The organism is Chitinophaga sp. SYP-B3965 (assembly GCF_009647655.1).
Lineage (GTDB): Bacteria > Bacteroidota > Bacteroidia > Chitinophagales > Chitinophagaceae > Chitinophaga.
Genome location: NZ_WJFD01000001.1, coordinates 2,078,260 through 2,096,767 on the forward strand (window position 1 = coordinate 2,078,260; position 18,508 = coordinate 2,096,767).

The window sequence follows — 18,508 nt, forward strand, 5'->3', positions numbered from 1 at the left end:
ATTTGTTACTACAAGATAGACAGGAATTCGCCCAATTCCTTCTCAGATTATATCCAAAAATGACTGTATTATATCACAGTATTTACCTATTTTACATCTAAAGCAGACAATCCACACTATTTTGAAGTCCATTTTCCATAAATCAGAAATACCACTATCACAGATATTTGTGATCCGCCACCTGCAGGAAAAACACTTTGATCCTATCTGGCACGCACATTCTGAATACCAGCTTTTTGTGGTACTCGAAGGCACCGGCACCCGTTTCATCGGGGATAGTATTAAAGCATTTAAACCCGGTGAACTGGTTTTCACAGGTCCTCACCTTCCTCATTTATGGCGCAGTGATGAAGCTTATTTCGGCAAAAAGACCACCTTAAAAACAGCCGGCATTGTGATCTACTTTTCCGAACATTTCCTGGGAGACCATATGATGGACAAAGAAGAAATGATGCTGCTCAAAAAATTATTTGACCGCGCCGCAAGAGGCATCGAATTCTCTGGCCGCACAAGGGAACAGATCATTTCCATGATGAAGGAACTAACCACTCAACAGGGTCTCCAAAGTGTAATACAACTCCTCAGCATCCTGGCCACAATGGCCGGCACCAAAGAATACGACTACATCTCATCCAAAGCTTATACCCCGGAAAACACACCCGGAGAAACAGACCGGATGAACATCGTATATGATTATGTATTAAAGAATTTCCGCCGTAAAATATTACTGGAAGAACTGTCTGAATTACTTTTCATGACGCCCACTTCCTTTTCCAGGTACTTCACCACCAAGAATAACAAGCCCTTCTCTAAATTCGTTTCAGAAATACGCATCAAACATGCCTGCAAACTACTCACCGAAACAGATGACCCCATTGCTCATATTTGCTATGAATGTGGTTTTAATACCCTCTCCAATTTCAATAAACAGTTTAAAGAGTTCATGCTCAAGAAGCCCGCGGAGTATAAGAAGGCCTTCTTAAGTATTTAAGGAAAATCTGTAAATTGCATACCATGCGCGCACTATACCTTTTCGTCATCTTTACAAGCCTGGCCCTTTCATCTATGGCCCAGGCCAAAAAAACAGTTACCAACCCATACGCAGGGATCGATAAAAAGGCATTAGAAATGCCACAGGCTTCCACCACTACAACAGAAGGCATCGCCACATATATCAACAGCAATTTCAGTAAGAACAACGAAAAGGTCCGTGCCGCTTATATCTGGGTAGCCAGCAATATCCAGTATGATATAGAGAACATGTACGCCTTAAACTTCCATGAGAAAAAGGAAGATAAGATCACCAAACCCCTGAAAACAAGGAAGGGCATCTGCGAAAACTATGCAGCCCTTTTTAACGATATCTGCGCCAAAACCGGCATCAAATCATTTGTGGTAGAAGGCTACACCAAACAGAATGGCTTCACGGATTACATCCCCCACGCCTGGTGTGCCGCCCTCATAGATACCACCTGGTTCCTTTTCGATCCTACCTGGGGTTCAGGTTATGTAACCAACGGTAAATTCGTCAAAAAGATCAACAACAACTATTTCCAGGTAGCACCAGCAGAACTGATCAAATCCCACATGCCCTTCGACTACCTCTGGCAATTCCTGCATTACCCCATTACCAACCAGGAGTTCTATGAAGGAAAAGTGCAGCAAAACACCACCAAACCATTCTTTTCCTACAAAGACTCCATTGCAGCCTTCGAAAAGCTCAATAAAATAGAATACTATGCTGCTGCTTCCATCAGACTGGAAAAGAACGGCGTAAGGAATTCCATGATCATTGACAGGTTGCAGAACATGCGCAGGGAGGTAGAAATAGAAACGCAAAACAACAAAGTGCATCTCTATAATTCCTCCCTGATCAATTATAACAATAGCATCGAGGCCTTTAATACATTTATCAATTTCCGCAACAAACAATTCAAACCAGAGAAAACAGATCCCGAGATCCAAACCATGCTGGATGAATCTGTCAAACAATTAAAAACAGCCACCGGCAAACTGGATCAGATCCAAAACCCCGATCCCAACACAGCCGCGCTCATCACTTCCTACCGCAAACAAATAACAGATCTCACTGCCCGTATAGATGAACAACAGGAATGGCTAAAGAAATATTTCTCGAAAGGAAAAGCCGGCAGAAGGTCTATGTTCACGAAGGTGACGTGGTTTGGAGTTCCGTTGAATTAATGATCTTAAATAAAAAACGGCCTAAATAACTTAATGGCTAAAGCCACTCCCACGGGAGTGGCTTTCTAGTTGTTATATTTGTAGGTTTCATAAATACTTTACTTATTCAACTACACCGTTTGAGTAAACTAATGAACTTAAATAAAACACCATTCCTTGAATAAACCAATGATCTCAAATAAAAAACATACCCCTAAACAAAATAAAAAAGCACCACTCCCCGAATAACCCAATGACTTAAATAAAAAAAACACCCCTCCCCGAATAAACCAATGCTCCTAAATAAAAAAACACCCCTCAAACAAAATAAAAAAACAAAAGCCACTCCCGTGGGAGTGGCTCCGGCCATAATATATTTAGCACCCTTACTTATTCACCAAAGGTTTCAACCGCGAACCAATCAACCCAATAGACTCCATCAATTTCTCATGAGACAACTCCGCACTATCCATCTGAAAAGTAAGCCTCGAAATCCCACCCAAAGACTCAGCATGCCTTAACACCTTCTCCGCCACTTCCTCCACACTCCCAACAAGCAGAGCCCCCGTCGGCCCCATCTGGCTATAAAACCGCTCTTTCGTCATCGGTGGCCATCCTCTCTCCTTTCCAACTTCCGTCATACTGGCTGCATAACCCGGATAAAAATCTTCCATCGCCTCTTCTGAAGTATTGGCTACATAACCTAAAGAATGCAAACCCACCTTCAACTCCTCAGGCGCAAACCCCGCCTTTTTCCCTGCCTCTCTATAAAGATCTATCAACGGACGGAAACGATGCGTTTCCCCACCAATGATGGCTACCATCAAAGGCAATCCCAACGTACCTGCACGCACAAACGATTGTGGCGTACCACCCACACCCAACCAGATAGGCAACTTTTCCTGCGCAGGCCTTGGATAAACCGGCTGGTTGCGCAGCGCGGGCCTGAATTTACCAGACCAGGTAACGAACTCGCTATCCCTGATCTTCAGTAAAAGATCCAGCTTCTCCGTAAAAAGCGCATCATAATCCTGCAAGCTTAAACCGAATAACGGGAAGGCATCTGTAAAAGACCCTCTTCCCACTACCATTTCAGCCCGGCCATTGGAGATCAGGTCCAAAGTGGCAAAGTTTTGAAACGCCCTCACCGGATCAATGGCACTGAGTACAGTAACTGCACTCGTCAGCCTGATGCGTTCTGTGCGGGATGCCGCAGCTGCAAGGATCATCGAAGGAGCCGAATCCAGAAACCCTTTCCTGTGGTGCTCTCCGATCCCGAAGATATCAAGGTTGGAACGGTCTGCATGTTCAATCCTTTCCAGCAATTGATTCATGGCATCCTGGTCATTAAGGGCATTGCCAGCTTTCTCACTGAACCTTGCGGCGAAACTATCTATTCCTATTTCCATAATAATGTTATGACTTCACTAACTGTATTTCCATATTCAGTTTCACTTCATCACTTAACACAATACCACCCGCCTCTGTAGAAGCATTCCAGCGTAAACCGTAATCTGTACGGTGCAGCCTTCCCTTCAAAGCAAAACCTGCTTTCTCCTGGCCATAAGGATCAACCGTATTACCATTACGCGTTACTTCCAGTTCAATGGGATGTGTATGGCCTTTAATAGTGAGGTCCCCCAATAGTTTATAATGTTCGTCTGTTATCTTCTTTACCTTCTTCGATACAAAGTTGATCTTAGGGAAGTTGTCTGCATCAAAAAAGTCGCCATTCCTGAGGTGTTCGTCCCTTTGTTTGTTCTGTGTATTAATACTGTCCGTTGCGGCTTCAAAGGTAATAGTTGCATCATGAAAATCCTCGCTGGCTGTTTGAATGCTCCCGGAAAACTGGGTAAAGTAGCCGCTAACGTTAGTGATCATCAGGTGTTTTACTTTGAATCCTATTTCGCTGTGTGATTCATCGATCTTCCAGTGTGTCATAGCTTGTTTTTTTATGACATAAAAGTAAGCTACAAAGTTCTTACAGTAGTTGGATAGAAAGCTGGAAATGATGGACGATTTTTCGTTTAGGTGTAAAGAAATGTTAAAGCCTTTCTACAGTTACCATCCCTTTTTCCCCAAACTGTTGTTATTTGGCCCTTAACACTACCGCTGGCAGCCGCAAAACCGCATGGCACATCTCTTGCTATTGTTCATCAAACTAAACTGATATGAAAACATTAGCTATCATCCTAATCGTTGTTGGTATTGCCATGGTCATTGTCCGCGGCTTTTTTGTTCAAACAGAAAAGAAAGTGCTGGACGTAGGTCCCTTAGAAGTAAATAAAACAGAGAACAAATGGATAGGCTGGCCTACCTATGCTGGTGGCATAGTAGCATTAGTAGGTGTGGTATTGCTGGTAACCAACAAAAAGCGCTGATAGCTTGATAAAAAGCCCGCAGATGGATATTGGATTAGTTAACCCGGGAAGTTATATTTGTTTTGCTCAATGCAGGCTTTGAGCAAAACAATTCTACCATGAAATATAACTCCCTGACTTTTATTGCCCTTTTTCTAAGCCTCAACATGGTAAAAGCCCAGGAGAAGCTATTCCCCCAGGCCACTTTACAGGAAGATTTCAGGATACTAAGAAGCGCTTTGGAAACCGCACATATAGGCCTTTACAGGTATACCAGCAAACCGGAGATGGACAGCCTCATGGAGGCACAGTATGAAAAAATAGATCATCCCATGCGAGAGATAGATTTTTTCAAGCTCCTCAGCCCCATCATGTGCAGCATCCGGGATGAACATACCTTCCTGTTACCTTCTTCAGATTACTGGAAGAATGAAATAGGCCAGACAATATACACCGCTACTGCGTCTGCTTCAAAAGCCAAACTCTTTCCCTTTTTCATCAGTATCATCAATGACCGGCTATTCATTGATAACAACCTGAGTGCGGAAGCCGAGATTCCACACGGTACGGAGATCCTTATGCTTAACGGCAAAAGCAGCAGGCAACTGCTGGATGCTCTCTTACCCACCATACATACCAATGGCTTTGTAGAAACTTTCAGATACAGGAACCTCGAACAGTTTTCTTTACAGCAAACCTATAATCGCTTCATGGTACACTATGCTATATTTATAGGAAGACCAGATACTTTCAACCTTACCATCCGGAAACCGGGAAGTACAGGAACACAACAGGTAAGTACACCCGCACTAACCAGTAAGGAGATCTACAATCACTACTGGCGGAGATATTCAGCTATCAATGACGAAAAGAAGCGGCATGAGATACCCGTTGAATTCAAAGCGATCAATACTAAAACTGCGTACCTAAGGTTATCAGATTTTCATGATGATCCCTGGCGAAGATACAACCTGAGCTATTCCACAGAATACAGGAACGATTTCAAATACATCCTGGACAACAATATTCAAAACCTGATCATTGATCTACGGGGAAACGAAGGCGGCAACCTTGGTATTGGAATCGACATATTGAAGTATATATGCACTTCCCCCTACCAGCCATATCATTATCACGAATGTAACAACTACCGTTTCCCGGCCTTTACAAAATACATGAGGGATTCCACCCAGCTAAACAGGCTGCCGGATTCTGTGTTCATTAAAACAGTTGCTAATACTTACCGCAGCAACCCCATGGTTGCTACTGAGGTTTGGTCACGCCCCATGCAACCCGTTTCCGTACCTTATCGTAATAAGCTTTATGTGTTGATCAATGGCGCCACCGGATCGGCAGCATCCATATTGGCCACCCTGATCAGGGTAAACCGAAAGGATGCCATCTTTATCGGCGAAGAAAGCGGCGGAGATATGGAAGGCCCTATTTCAGGCGCAGGTATGGATCTCATATTGCCCAATACAAAGATCAGAGCAGACATCCCCTTTATAAAACGGGTAGTCAATTTAAATAATTTCCCCTATCAAAAAGGCCGGGGGATCATTCCAGATCATACAGTTATACCAACCTCCACAGACATAACCAATAGGACAGACACCCAATTAGCCTTCACCCTTAAAATAATTGGTCATTAATAATCAACCACTTACAAAATCAATCATATGATGAAATTTCATAGAAATTAAAATATGTAATATATTTGATCTTATTTAATAAACCATTATCCTGTAAAACCTACACCTATGCAACAACCGAACAATCGTCCGGCGGATTCGCTGAACACCCCTTCACTCACCTTTCATGGCAGCGGAGAAACCTACTTTGGAATTCTCATCGTTAATATGCTGCTCACGATCGTTACCCTTGGGTTTTATTATCCCTGGGCCAGAGCAAAGGAGCTGCAATTCTTTTACTCAAACACTGAAATGGAAGGCTCCCCTTTTTCCTGGAATGGAACCGGCGCTGAGATCTTCAAAGGATTTATCAAAGCAGTGGGCATCTTCCTTGCACTCATTGCGGTGAACGTTATCTTCAGATACTTAAAGATACCGGTCGTGGGTATGGTATTCTATATCCTATCCCTGATCCTCCTCATCCCTATCGCTATTCATGGTGCGAACCGTTACCATTGGTCAAGGACTTCCTGGAGAAGTATCCGCTTTGGTTATCGGGGAGACAGGAATGAATTTGTGAAACTGTTCATCAAAGAAATACTGCTCACCATCGTTACAATAGGCATTTATGGTTCATGGGCAGCCATGAACATCCGCAATTATATCCTGGGCAACCTTCGCTTTGGAAGTGGGGAATTCACTTATGAAGGAGATGGCTGGGAATTCTTCAAAATGAACATCAAAGGATATTTCCTTACTCTTTTCACCCTGGGTATCTATTTTTTCTGGTGGCAGGCTGATGCTTTCCGTTACAGCATTGACAAACTCCGTCTGCTGCATGGCAACAAGTCTTATAACTTTCAGTCTAAAGCTACCGGCGGCGCATTTGCAGGTTTGCTGATCGTCAATATGCTGATCTTTATTTTCACGCTGGGTTTTGGTTATGCATGGGTACAGGTACGTACTATTAAATTCATATTTGCCAATGTAGAGATCGATGGAGATATCGCACTGGTTGATCTTCAGCAAACAGAAGAAGAATACAGGAACGCACTCGGCGAAGACCTCGCAGACATGATGGACCTGAGTGTTATCTAAATAAATATGTTTTTCATAAAAATGACCGGCCTCTTACTGGCCGGTCATTTTTTATACAAAAAAGCCGCATAAACCTTACGGTCCATGCGGCTAAAGAATCATCCAATCGCCTCTGCCGCGCAGCAAAGGGCGGATTTTTGTTTTATTTTTTATTTGAATTCTTATTCACCCGGCAAGCCTAATTAGTACCTGCTGGTGCTGGTGCCTTTGCATCACCACCTTCCGGCGCCTTTTCTATCAACTCCATAAACTGATCCAGCTTCGGTGTGATAATGATCTGGGTCCGTCTGTTCTTGTTCTTTCCATCAGGAGTATCGTTGGAAGCAACCGGGTTGTATTCCCCTCTGCCACCCGCCGTTAGCCTTTTAGGATCTACACTGTAATTGTTCTGTAAAGATTGAACCACAGACGATGCCCTCAATGCACTCAAATCCCAGTTGTTCCGGATGTTTGTCTGCGAAATAGGCACATTATCCGTATTACCTTCAATCAGCACATCATAATCTTTGTAGTCTGTAATGATCTTTGCAATTTTACTGAGTGTTTCTCCAGCCGCAGGTGAGATCTCATAGCTACCTGATTTATAAAGCATCTTATCAGAAAGCGAGATGTAAACAACACCTTTTAACACCTGCACATCAACATCACTTAACTCTTGCCTGCTCAAAGAACGGGTCAGGTTATTAGTCAGCACAAGATTAAGCGAATCGCTTTTGTTCTTGGTGTTCACCAGGTGCTGTATGTATTTGTTGGAAGCATTGATCTCATCCACCAATTTAGAGATGTTCACATTACCCTGGCTGGTGGAATTAAGACATTTATCCAATGCTGCCTGTAAAGCAGCAAGCCCTGTACGCTGAGAAGCAATTTGCTCCTCCAGGCTTTTAACCCTTGTGTTGGCGCCTGTAAGGTCCCGCTGGGCGGTTTGATATCTGCCATCCAGTTCCTTGTTCTGGTTCTGCAGATCATTATAGCTGGACTGTAACTGAGCGAATTTCTTATTGCTCACACAGCCCGTTCCTAATATGCTCACCACCAGCAATGCTGATGATACAAGACGTATACTCATATACCAATTGTTTTAGATAATCAAATCATCATATCCATACGATAACAACCACCAGAAGCAAAGGTTGTGCCATCAAAGAACAACGGTATTAAGTCATCGGCTACTATGAGCATTACATATAAATAAAAAATGGGGGCCATCAAGCCCCCATTTCCACTATTAAAGAGAATTCCTTCTGATCAGTTCTGTAGGAATCACTTCACTCACCTGTTCATGTTTCATCACTGCCCTGGCCACCCGTTTCCCCATCTCTGCAAAACTCACGGAGTAAGTAGTGATCCCATTCCCCACTATTTCCTTTACCGGTTCATCGTTATGGGAAAGGATGCCGATATCTTTCCCCGGTTTTATCTTTTTAGTATCACAATCCTTTAACAGGTTCCACAACTCAGCATTCTCATTCACATAATACACAACACCCTTTTCTACTGAACCTGGTATATACTCTCTGAGCACTTTCCCTTTGATGCCATAGTTCTTGATGAACTTCTTAAAGGAACGTACGATCTCAGGCGGGAACAGGGAATCTGGATTGTGAAAGAAGATCATCTCATCATATTTCTTGATCACATCCGCCACCTGCTCAAATATGGCATATGAGGACTTTTCAAATTCCTGCACCACATAATTGAACTTTCCGTCCAGTGGCTCATACCGGTCAAACATCACCAGCTTGTTGCGGGGAATGCCATTCAGCAATTCCTTTGTACGCGGATGATGGATGGGTGATATCACATACATGCCATACTTTGCTTTTACCATGGAAAAGATGGCTTCAAACACCTCAATATTGCCGTGATGAAAAAATACATCCGCATGCACATTTTCATCCAATCCATTCCTGAAACTGCGGTAAAACTGGTCCTGGAAAGTATCTATCGTATACATCAGCACTGCTACCTTTAGCGCATGCCGGGTATTATCATTGGATACAAAGTAACCTAACCGGTTCTTGGATTCAATGATCCCCCTGCGCTGCAACTCCCTGTAACCTTTCATTACAGTTTCCCGCGCATATCCCAAACCAGAGATCATGGCATTCACAGAAGGCAGCGGATCACCTATCACTATTACTTTAGCATCAATGGCATTGATGATCCCTTCCACGAACCGTTCGTGTTTGGAATAGGATGGTACTTCATCCAGTGCCTGTATTTTGTCAAAAACGTTCTTCATTCCTAGTTATAACCCGGGTTCTGATCTTCCGGTCCAATGTCTTCATTCAACTTCATTTCTACATCCGGGATCGGAAAGATAATATTGAAAGGCTGAATTTTCGCAGATTCCTTTGTCCATTTATTACGGGCTGTCACCAATTCAATGAATTTCCCCGTTCTGATCAGGTCTATACGCCGCCAGTCTTCCGCAAAAAGCTCCCTGATGCGCTCGTCCATGATCTTTACCCTGAATTCTTCTTTGGACATGGCCTTCCAGCTTTTATCATCCGGTAAGGTACCTCCCCAGGCACGTGCCCTTACTTCATTCACCACCACTATCGCATCGCCGGTTTTTCCTGCTTCATTCAGGCATTCAGCATAACAGAGCTTGATGTCCGCCAGCCGGAGTATGGGGATGTTCTTTCCGGAGTTCCACATATTACTGATCCTCATTTCGTGATGTTTATCTACGCGGAAGTCTTCATACTTTTTGATATGCGGTTTCAGCTCATCATGATTGGGGCCCAGGTCTTCCCAGGAGATCCGCTCTAATGTAGGTGTTTCTCCGTAATAGGTAAAGTCGTACCGGATACTTTCTTCCCTTCTCAGGTCGCCATCTTCCCAAACGCCGCCATTAGCTACTGTTTCATAAGCATATAACGTAGGCACCAGTTTATCATATCCTGAGTAATAACATCCATCCCCAAAAAAGGACTGTACAGCCCTGGAACCTATCTGGAATTGTATCTTGTTATTATTAGGATATACAGGGCCAAACTGGAATTCTAAAATTGATTCCGCTGTATTGGCTTTATTAAAATCCCAGATATCCTTGTAAGGCACCAGGGAATAGTCTCCCATCATTTTCTGAAAGCATTCTGCAGCTTTAGCAAAATCACGAAACCCTGTAGATTCAGGTGCGGACATATAAGCTTTGCCCAGCATAGCCCATCCTGCACCGGAAGTAGCGCGTCCCGGTTGATTTGTTTTAGGGGAATAGGTAGCTGCTTTGGTAAGATCATCAATAATGAATGCCCACACATCTTTCAGTGGTTGGCGACGGCCTCCCAGTTCTTCCTGCCGTTTCATATCCACGATAGGTATTTCGCCCCAGTACATGGCCAGCTGAAAATCAATAAAACCACGTACAAAACAGGCTTCACCATATAATGAACCTTGTTTGGTTCCAATCGAAACACCTTCTTCCAGGCCCCTGACGATCTTGGCAGATTCAGTGACCAGCGGCCAGCGGATGTTCCATTGGTTAGCAATATAGTTCAGGTTAGCATTCAGATTAGCGTCATAGCGATCCAATCCTCCTTTCAGGGCATCGCTCTTCATTTGAAAAGCACCCTGTTGTGTTTCGTCAGTTCCCATCATCGGTACCAATCCCTGCTCATCTGTCCTGATGTTCTTCCAGTTGGCATAAACGCCCTTGAGGCTTGTTTCTACCAGTTCAAGGTCTGAATATACTTTACCCTCATCCAGTTTAGTGAGGCTTTTTTCATCGAGGAACTTTTTACAGGAAGCCAGCAGCACAACCGCTGCTATTACTAAAGTCCAATTTATATAGCGTTTCATAATTTTACCCTTGAAAAGTTTAAAAACCGAGATTCAATCCAAATACAAACATTTTGGAAGGCGGATATCCAAAGTCGCCCGTTTCAGGATCAAACCCTTTGTATTTGGTGATACAGAAGAGGTTGGAACCCGTGAAGTAAAAGCGCAGTTTATCCATATGCCAGTTGCTCAGTAGTTTTTCCGGGAGGGTGTAAGACAATGTTAAAGCAGATAACCGGAGGTAAGAAGCATCCTGGATAGTATAATCCATATCTGAAGGGTTATACCTGTTATAGCTGGTATTGGCAATCACACGTGGTATGTTCGTATTCGTGTTTTGAGGTGTCCATCTGTTCAGCAGATCTGCAGAAGCCATGCTTTCACCGATGCTGTTGATCAATCCTTCATAATATCCGCTGATCTTCTTAGCACCATATGAATAGGTAAACACCGTATTTAAAGCGAAACCTTTATAAGACAGATCGGTAGCAAAACCACCATAAAATTTAGGATCTTTTTTAGCCACTACATCCATATCCAGTTGATTCACCAAACCATCCGGTACACCTTTAGGACCAGAGATATCCTTTGCAAACAGATCACCCAGGGAAACAGTTTTACCATTGTAGTTAACACCTTCCCACTCAGAACGGTTCCATTCCTGTGCTATTCCGCCGGTGCGGTAAGTATAGATTGTATTCAGGGATTTACCGAGGAAAATATTGCCTTCCCGCTGGATCACATTTTCACTCAGATTGTAGATCGCATCGGCAGTACCATAGAGCTTTTTAACTATGTTCTTGTCGAATGAAATGTTACCGGCAACAGACCAGTTGAAATCGTTTTTCCTGATGATATCTGCATTCACAGAGATCTCAATACCCTGGTTATTCAAACGGCCTATATTCTGCCATTCTGCATTATAACCGGTAGTGCCCGCCAGCGTTCTGTTCACCAGCAGATTATCGTTATTGATATAGAATGCATCTGCTGTTACCGTCAGCCTGGAATCCAAAAAGCCCATGTCAATACCTACATTGCTTTGCTTTTGTTTTTCCCAGGAGATAGCCGGATTACCTCTCCTGCCATCGTTTAAGATCAGCGCATTCCCATTGTCTATCCTGGAGCCATACAGCGTTTGGAAAGAATAATTGCCAATATCCTGGTTACCTACCACACCATATCCTGCACGAAGTTTCAACAGGCTGAAGATGCCGTTGTCTTTCATGAAATCTTCATTGGTAATACTCCAGCCGGCAGACAGAGAGGGAAATACACCCCAGCGATTCCCTGAAGCAAACCGGGAGGAACCATCATAACGGGTGGTAGCCGTAAAGAAATACTTGTCTTTAAAACTATAGTTAACACGGGCAAAAAATGACAGCAGGGAATAGTTATAGAAATCAGAACCGAGTACCGCCTTTTCTACTGCTGCCGCACCTCCCAGGTCATAGTAGGATAAGTCATCACTGGCAAACCGGTCTCCCTGCGCTTTCGTATAATCAGAACTCCGCTTGCTGGAACTGGTTCCCACAAGGGCTGTTATCCTGTGATCATCTGCGACAGTAGTGTTATAGGTAATGGTGTTATCCCATTGCCAGTAAGTATCATTCCATCTTTCATGTTTCGCACGTGCATCACCATTATAGTGACGGATGGCTTCCTGGATATTTTTAGGTGTGAATTCAAACCAGCTTTGTTCTGCATAATCAAGTGAATAGGTAGAACGGATGTCCAGCCCTTTCACAGGATTGATATTGATGTAGTTGGTAGATGCAATACGGTTGCGGCTCCGCTTACGGTCAATGTTCAGGGAGTTAAATGGATTGAAGTCGTTATTATTCTGATCACCATGTGAGCGGTAATACAAAGTGAGGTAATCATAAGTATACCTTGTAGCCGGATCCCTGTATGGATCATAATTAAGCAGCGGATTGGCGCCCAGTGATTTATTATATACATCATCAGAAGGAAAACCATCATTGGTACGGGTAAAACCTGTATTCGTTCCTACTTTCAGCCATTTCTTCACATCATATTCCGCATTAAAACGACCGGTATATTTATCCTGCGTTGTTTTCTCGATCAGCCCTTTCGTTCCTGCATAACCAAAACTGATGTAAAACACACCACGGTCTGAACCGCCGGAAAAACCTAAAGAATGGTTTTGCTGAAAGCCCGTACGGGTTGCCTGATCCAGCCAGTTATAGCTTTGCCCGCTATTGTAGGTAGCAAACTCCTGTGCGGAAAAAGCAATATTCGTTTTCATCAGGGTATTATCAATATAGTCCTGGCGGTTAGCCGTGGGGTTATCTTTCATATAACCGTTGGCGTAAGCATCCGTGCGCAGCTGAAAGAGTTGCGAGGCATTCATCGTAGGAGGCATTTGCGAAAACTGGTTAAAACCTACCCAGCCATCATAGGTAACAACACCATCTCCTCCTCTTCTTGCACCTTTTTTTGTAGTGATCACCACTACCCCATTTGCTCCCCTGGAACCATAGAGCGCAGTAGCAGATGCATCTTTCAGCACCTGAACAGATGCCACGTCATTCAGGTTAATGGAATTGAATCCACCCTGGTTATTTTCCATCACCAAACCATCCACCACATATATCGGTGAAGAGCCTGCGTTGATAGTATTCATACCACGGATCTTGATCTGCGCATCGTCACCAGGTTTGGTGGCATTGCTGATAAAAACCCCTGCCACACGGCCCTGCAAAGCCTGATTCACATTGGTTGCAGGGCGTTCCAGCAACGTTTTGGAATCTACATTGGCTACAGCCCCGGTGAGGTCACTTCTTCTCATCCGTGCGCCTACCACTACTACCTCATCAACTACAGAAGAGGCTTGTTTTAATTGAATGTTAAGCGTTGCCTGTGTTTGTACATTAAAAGGAACAGACTGGGTTTCAAAACCAACGTAACTAAGTTCAAGCGTACCATTGTTGCCGGGAACATTCAGCGTGAACGCACCTTGTACATCAGTAACAGTACCTGTTTTAGTACCTGATAATTTTACAGATACCCCTGGAAGCGGTTCGCCTTTTGTATCTGTAACTTTTCCGGAGAGCCTGCTGCCACCCTGAGCCATAACGGGTGTAGCAGAAAATAATATTGCTTTGCACAATAGCAGCAATAGTAGAATTATGGGAGCATTTTTTGCAGTCATAACGCAATTCATAAGGTGGTGAATAAAGGTTGTTTTTTGACAAATAGCAGGCGTAGCCAAGAGCTATTCCTTTGTGGTGCTATTGGTGGATAAGTCGTTCAAGTCGTAATCTTACATATATACGTGGTTGATTATTACTAATGTACCCGTGGTCTACTGTGTTATTCTATTCTGTTCTACTTAACAAATATACCTTCTTTTCTTTCTTTTTCAAATTTTCTTAGGAAAAGTTTGGGGTTATATTATCTTGCACCTGAATTCAACACCATGCAATTAGTTAAAAGAGCAATATTTACAATACTGCTAGCCCTTACCACCCACTTTTCATTTGGACAGCAATTACCCCTGGAGGATATATTTAAAATATACACTTCTGATAGCCTCTCCCTGAAACAATACTGTGCTGAGAAAAATTTCGAACTGATAGAAGTAACCGAAGACGCTTGGGTAGTTTTTTACAACTTCCGGGTAAATGAAAAGATTAGCTTTTTAAAAGGATATCCCAAAAATCAGGGGACCGGTTCAGTGCATTATAACTTCTCTGATTATGAGGATTATAAGGGCTTTAAGAAAAGTATCCGTCAAATGGGCTTTAATTTTGAACGAGAACAGACCAATAAAGTGGGAAACAATTCATCGAATAATTTTTACTACAGGGATAAAACAGATGATATCATTCTTGTAATAGAAAGGCGAAAGGCGAAGATGATCGGTTTTCGCTTAATGTTACTCAGGCTGCCTCATTTCTAGGAATCAGCATTTTTTCCGATATTGTTGTATGCGTTATTCTCTGACAGCCCTACTTTTACTGATGCTCAGCCTCCCCACTACCGGGCAGGATCATATGTTGAGCAAAGCACCGCTCCGTCAAAATCCATACATCCAATTACCCTTAGGTGCCATTCAGCCACAGGGATGGCTAAAAGAAATGCTGATCCGCCAGAAAAATGGCGCCACCGGCAAGCTGGATGAACTCTATCCCATTGTAATGAACCAGCGTAACGGCTGGCTGGGTGGTGACGGAGACCAATGGGAAAGAGGTCCCTATTGGATAGACGGATTGTTGCCGCTGGCTTATCTCTTGCATGATAAAGAACTGATCGCCAAAACAAAACCCTGGGTGGAATGGGCCATTAAAAGTCAGCAACCAGATGGTTACTTTGGCCCCTCTCAGGATTATGGTCACGAGCCAGGCATACAACGGGATAACAGCCGGGACTGGTGGCCCAAAATGGTAATGCTGAAAGTCCTTCAGCAATATTATTCCGCTACCGGCGACAAAAGAGTGATCCATTTAATGACCAGCTATTTTAAATACCAGCTGAAAGAACTTCCCCAAAAACCGCTGGACCACTGGACATTCTGGGCCAAGTACCGCGGCGGCGATAATCTCATGGTAGTATATTGGTTGTATAACATCACCGGAGATAAATTTCTTCTTGATTTAGGCGATCTCATCCATAAACAAACATTTAATTATACCAATGCCTTTTTAAATACGAATCTGCTTTCAACACCAGGAAGTATCCATTGCGTAAACCTGGCCCAGGGCATGAAAGCACCCCTGATCTATTATCAGCATCACCCTGAAGAGGAATATCTGCAAGCCACTAAAAAAGGATTTGCAGACCTGCGGAAATACAATGGTATGGCACATGGATTATTTGGAGGAGATGAAGCCCTGCATGGCAATAATCCAACACAGGGTTCTGAACTATGCTCTGCAGTAGAGATGATGTTTTCGCTGGAGAATGCGATAGAGATCACCGGCGATGTGAGTTATGCAGATCACCTGGAGAAGATTGCCTTTAATGCCCTCCCCTCTCAAACCACAGAAGATTACATGGCCCGCCAGTACTTCCAGCAGGCCAACCAGGTAATGATCAGCAGGTACATCCGCAACTTTGATCAGAACCATACAGAAACAGATGTTTGTTATGGCCTGCTTACAGGTTATCCATGCTGCACCTCCAATATGCACCAGGGCTGGCCTAAGTTTGCACAAAATCTCTGGTATGCCACACCTGACAATGGACTGGCAGCATTGGTATATTCTCCCTGTGAAGTAAAAACTCAAACAGGGTCTTTTAAAGAAGAAACCAATTACCCTTTTGAAGAAACTGTCAAATTCACTTATACTACGAAAGGCACGTCTGTTTCCTTCCCGCTTCATCTCCGCATACCTGCCTGGTGCAAAAAGGCCATCATTAAGATAAATGGGAAAACCACACAGGAACCCACCGGCAACCAGATTGTAAAGATCAGCCGGGAATGGCGTTCAGGAGATATTGTTGAACTCACATTACCGATGCACATCTTTTCAAACAGCTGGTATGAAAGTTCTATATCCGTTGAACGTGGCCCTATCACCTATGCTTTAAAGATCGGAGAAGATGTAAGAAAAATTACCAATGAAAAAGATCCCCGTACTTATGGAGATCACTATTATGAAGTACATCCCACCACGCCCTGGAACTACGGCTTATTTGACATGAAGAATGATAAGATGCAGGAACGTTACACCGTTGAAACTACCGGTAAAAAAGCAGATTACCCATGGACGCAGGCCAATGTACCTATCCTGATCAAAACAAAAGCCAAACGGGTTCCCTCATGGCAGTTGTATAATGAGATGACAGGCCCTATGCCTTATGCTTTCATGAACAACCTGGCGCCGGGCAAGGAAGAGGAAGAGATCACCCTGATCCCTTATGGCTGTACCAAATTGCATATTTCACAGTTTCCGGTAGTGGGCAGAAAATAAATGGCCTTTTTAACAATGAAAACTGACCCTTAAAACAATGCCTGTAAAAAGCATTAGATCGAGCTTTGTGTAAACAATAAAATCAGGTTTATGCAAATAGTAAATAAGGCTTTCATTAACGGGGTATTTGTTACCCCTCATGGCACACAACAATTAGAACTGGAAAATCCGGCCACCGGCGAGACCATTACCAGGGTAACACTGGCGGATGAAGTAGATACTAAAAATGCCATTGCTGCAGCGAATGCTGCTTTTAAAACCTATTCCCAATCCAGCCTGCAAACACGGCAGGAATACCTGCAACGGATCCATGATGTAATGGTGGCAAAGTTTGATCAACTGGTAGATATTATCAATAACGAATATGGCGCACCACAATGGTTCACCAAATTTGCTTTGCAAGATGCCATAAGATCCTGGTTGGTGGCTAAAGAACAGCTAAAACCAGAAACGTTCCGCTACCATTTAAAAGAAGGCGCAGAAGTGATCTTAGACCCTGTTGGCGTAGCTGCTTTAATCAGCCCATGGAACATCAGCTTATGGTTCATGTGTGTAAAAGCTTCCACCGCAATTGCCGCAGGCTGCACCGTAGTAATGAAACCAAGTGAGTTAAGTGCACAACAGAATAACGCGATGGCGGAGATATTTAAGGAAGCCAACCTTCCTCCCGGCCTGATCAATGTATTAAATGGAAATGGAGAAGTAGTAGGAAATGAACTGACCCGCAATCCTGGTATCCATAAGATCTCTTTTACCGGTTCAACAGCTGTAGGTAAATTACTCCTCAAAAACGCAGCGGACACGATGAAACGTGTAACACTGGAGTTAGGTGGCAAATCACCCTCCATCATTGTAGAAGATGCCGATCTGGAAAAAGCTATTCCGTTTGTATTACAGGTAGGGCTCCAAAATAGCGGACAGGCTTGTATTGCAGGAAGCCGGATATTGATCCCGGAAAGCAGGGAAGCTGAAATAACAGCTGCTTTGAAAAAAGGTGTTGAGGCCATGAAAGTAGGGCCTGCTACAAACCAGGAATCAGCAATTGGACCATTAGTTTCAAAAAGGCAATACGAACGTGTACAGGATTACATTAAAAAGGGCATAGAAGAAGGCGCTGTATTACTGACTGGCGGCTTAGGGCATCCTGACGGTTTGGAGAAAGGTAACTTTGTTAAACCCACCGTCTTTGTTAAAGTAGATAATCACATGACCATTGCACAGGAAGAAATATTTGGGCCTGTACTCTCCGTGATCACTTATAAGGACGATGCAGATGCCATCCGGATAGCCAACGATTCCATCTATGGCCTGCATGCCTACATTGCCGGCACAGATACCGCAAGAGCCAAAAAGATCGCGGAACAGCTACAAGCTGGCAGGATTGCCATCAATGGTTTTGTGGATGAACCGAGAGCCCCATTTGGTGGCTTTAAACAATCCGGCATTGGAAGAGAGTTTGGGAAATATGGTTTAGAAGCATTTTTAGAGCCGAAAGCCGTATTTGATATATAAC

14 protein-coding genes are annotated in these 18,508 nt (G+C 43.6%); 8 read left to right on the top strand and 6 right to left on the bottom strand.

Annotated features, from left to right (window positions below):
- Window positions 1-121: 121 nt before the first annotated feature.
- Window positions 122-991 carry an AraC family transcriptional regulator gene (locus GFS24_RS08045; protein ID WP_153659058.1) on the top strand — a complete coding sequence of 290 codons (870 nt, stop codon included), beginning with the start codon at window positions 122-124 and terminating at the stop codon, window positions 989-991.
- Between the two features lie 23 nt (window positions 992-1,014).
- Window positions 1,015-2,202, top strand: coding sequence for a transglutaminase domain-containing protein (locus GFS24_RS08050; protein ID WP_153659059.1), 1,188 nt, complete (start codon window positions 1,015-1,017; stop codon window positions 2,200-2,202).
- A gap of 365 nt (window positions 2,203-2,567) precedes the next feature.
- Here GFS24_RS08050 and GFS24_RS08055 read toward each other — a convergent pair whose 3' ends face one another.
- Entirely contained in the window at window positions 2,568-3,590 is a 1,023-nt protein-coding gene (locus GFS24_RS08055) for an LLM class flavin-dependent oxidoreductase (RefSeq protein WP_153659060.1), read from the bottom strand.
- Between the two features lie 7 nt (window positions 3,591-3,597).
- Window positions 3,598-4,122 carry a YceI family protein gene (locus GFS24_RS08060; RefSeq protein ID WP_153659061.1) on the bottom strand — a complete coding sequence of 175 codons (525 nt, stop codon included), beginning with the start codon at window positions 4,120-4,122 and terminating at the stop codon, window positions 3,598-3,600.
- Between the two features lie 230 nt (window positions 4,123-4,352).
- On the opposite strand from GFS24_RS08060, the gene GFS24_RS08065 reads away from it, so the two are divergent.
- From GFS24_RS08065 to GFS24_RS08075, 3 genes are all read left to right on the top strand, one after another.
- A complete protein-coding gene (locus tag GFS24_RS08065; protein ID WP_153659062.1) occupies window positions 4,353-4,562 on the top strand; it encodes a hypothetical protein in 210 nt (69 codons plus the stop codon).
- 98 nt (window positions 4,563-4,660) lie between these two features.
- On the top strand, window positions 4,661-6,193 hold the full coding sequence (locus GFS24_RS08070; protein WP_153659063.1) for a S41 family peptidase: 1,533 nt from the start codon (window positions 4,661-4,663) through the stop codon (window positions 6,191-6,193).
- Between the two features lie 108 nt (window positions 6,194-6,301).
- A complete protein-coding gene (locus GFS24_RS08075) occupies window positions 6,302-7,270 on the top strand; it encodes a YjgN family protein (protein WP_153659064.1) in 969 nt (322 codons plus the stop codon).
- A gap of 178 nt (window positions 7,271-7,448) precedes the next feature.
- Here the strand turns inward: GFS24_RS08075 and GFS24_RS08080 are convergent, their stop codons facing one another.
- The 4 genes from GFS24_RS08080 to GFS24_RS08095 all read right to left on the bottom strand — a co-directional run bounded on the left by GFS24_RS08080 (window position 7,449) and on the right by GFS24_RS08095 (window position 14,231).
- Entirely contained in the window at window positions 7,449-8,339 is an 891-nt protein-coding gene (locus tag GFS24_RS08080) for an OmpA family protein (RefSeq protein ID WP_153659065.1), read from the bottom strand.
- Window positions 8,340-8,498: 159 nt separating this feature from the next.
- Complete coding sequence (locus GFS24_RS08085; RefSeq protein WP_153659066.1) at window positions 8,499-9,515, bottom strand: GntR family transcriptional regulator; 1,017 nt, start codon at window positions 9,513-9,515, stop codon at window positions 8,499-8,501.
- A gap of 2 nt (window positions 9,516-9,517) precedes the next feature.
- Complete coding sequence (locus GFS24_RS08090) at window positions 9,518-11,077, bottom strand: RagB/SusD family nutrient uptake outer membrane protein (RefSeq protein ID WP_153659067.1); 1,560 nt, start codon at window positions 11,075-11,077, stop codon at window positions 9,518-9,520.
- A gap of 19 nt (window positions 11,078-11,096) precedes the next feature.
- Window positions 11,097-14,231: a TonB-dependent receptor gene (locus tag GFS24_RS08095; RefSeq protein WP_153659068.1), complete on the bottom strand. Its 3,135-nt coding sequence runs from the start codon at window positions 14,229-14,231 to the stop codon at window positions 11,097-11,099.
- A 267-nt stretch (window positions 14,232-14,498) separates the two neighbouring features.
- On the opposite strand from GFS24_RS08095, the gene GFS24_RS08100 reads away from it, so the two are divergent.
- The 3 genes from GFS24_RS08100 to GFS24_RS08110 all read left to right on the top strand — a co-directional run bounded on the left by GFS24_RS08100 (window position 14,499) and on the right by GFS24_RS08110 (window position 18,507).
- A complete protein-coding gene (locus GFS24_RS08100; protein ID WP_153659069.1) occupies window positions 14,499-14,981 on the top strand; it encodes a hypothetical protein in 483 nt (160 codons plus the stop codon).
- A 28-nt stretch (window positions 14,982-15,009) separates the two neighbouring features.
- Entirely contained in the window at window positions 15,010-16,995 is a 1,986-nt protein-coding gene (locus tag GFS24_RS08105; RefSeq protein ID WP_153659070.1) for a beta-L-arabinofuranosidase domain-containing protein, read from the top strand.
- Window positions 16,996-17,085: 90 nt separating this feature from the next.
- Window positions 17,086-18,507, top strand: coding sequence for an aldehyde dehydrogenase family protein (locus GFS24_RS08110; RefSeq protein ID WP_153659071.1), 1,422 nt, complete (start codon window positions 17,086-17,088; stop codon window positions 18,505-18,507).
- Window position 18,508 lies beyond the last annotated feature (1 nt).

Excerpts from the sequence above, each read along its gene's own strand:
- GFS24_RS08050 (WP_153659059.1), top strand. The coding sequence starts at position 1,015 with ATGCGCGCACTATACCTTTTCGTCATCTTTACAAGCCTGGCCCTTTCA.
- GFS24_RS08055 (WP_153659060.1), bottom strand. The coding sequence starts at position 3,590 with ATGGAAATAGGAATAGATAGTTTCGCCGCAAGGTTCAGTGAGAAAGCT.
- GFS24_RS08060 (WP_153659061.1), bottom strand. The coding sequence starts at position 4,122 with ATGACACACTGGAAGATCGATGAATCACACAGCGAAATAGGATTCAAA.
- GFS24_RS08065 (WP_153659062.1), top strand. The coding sequence starts at position 4,353 with ATGAAAACATTAGCTATCATCCTAATCGTTGTTGGTATTGCCATGGTC.
- GFS24_RS08070 (WP_153659063.1), top strand. The coding sequence starts at position 4,661 with ATGAAATATAACTCCCTGACTTTTATTGCCCTTTTTCTAAGCCTCAAC.
- GFS24_RS08075 (WP_153659064.1), top strand. The coding sequence starts at position 6,302 with ATGCAACAACCGAACAATCGTCCGGCGGATTCGCTGAACACCCCTTCA.
- GFS24_RS08080 (WP_153659065.1), bottom strand. The coding sequence starts at position 8,339 with ATGAGTATACGTCTTGTATCATCAGCATTGCTGGTGGTGAGCATATTA.
- GFS24_RS08085 (WP_153659066.1), bottom strand. The coding sequence starts at position 9,515 with ATGAAGAACGTTTTTGACAAAATACAGGCACTGGATGAAGTACCATCC.
- GFS24_RS08090 (WP_153659067.1), bottom strand. The coding sequence starts at position 11,077 with ATGAAACGCTATATAAATTGGACTTTAGTAATAGCAGCGGTTGTGCTG.
- GFS24_RS08095 (WP_153659068.1), bottom strand. The coding sequence starts at position 14,231 with ATGACTGCAAAAAATGCTCCCATAATTCTACTATTGCTGCTATTGTGC.
- GFS24_RS08100 (WP_153659069.1), top strand. The coding sequence starts at position 14,499 with ATGCAATTAGTTAAAAGAGCAATATTTACAATACTGCTAGCCCTTACC.
- GFS24_RS08105 (WP_153659070.1), top strand. The coding sequence starts at position 15,010 with ATGCGTTATTCTCTGACAGCCCTACTTTTACTGATGCTCAGCCTCCCC.
- GFS24_RS08110 (WP_153659071.1), top strand. The coding sequence starts at position 17,086 with ATGCAAATAGTAAATAAGGCTTTCATTAACGGGGTATTTGTTACCCCT.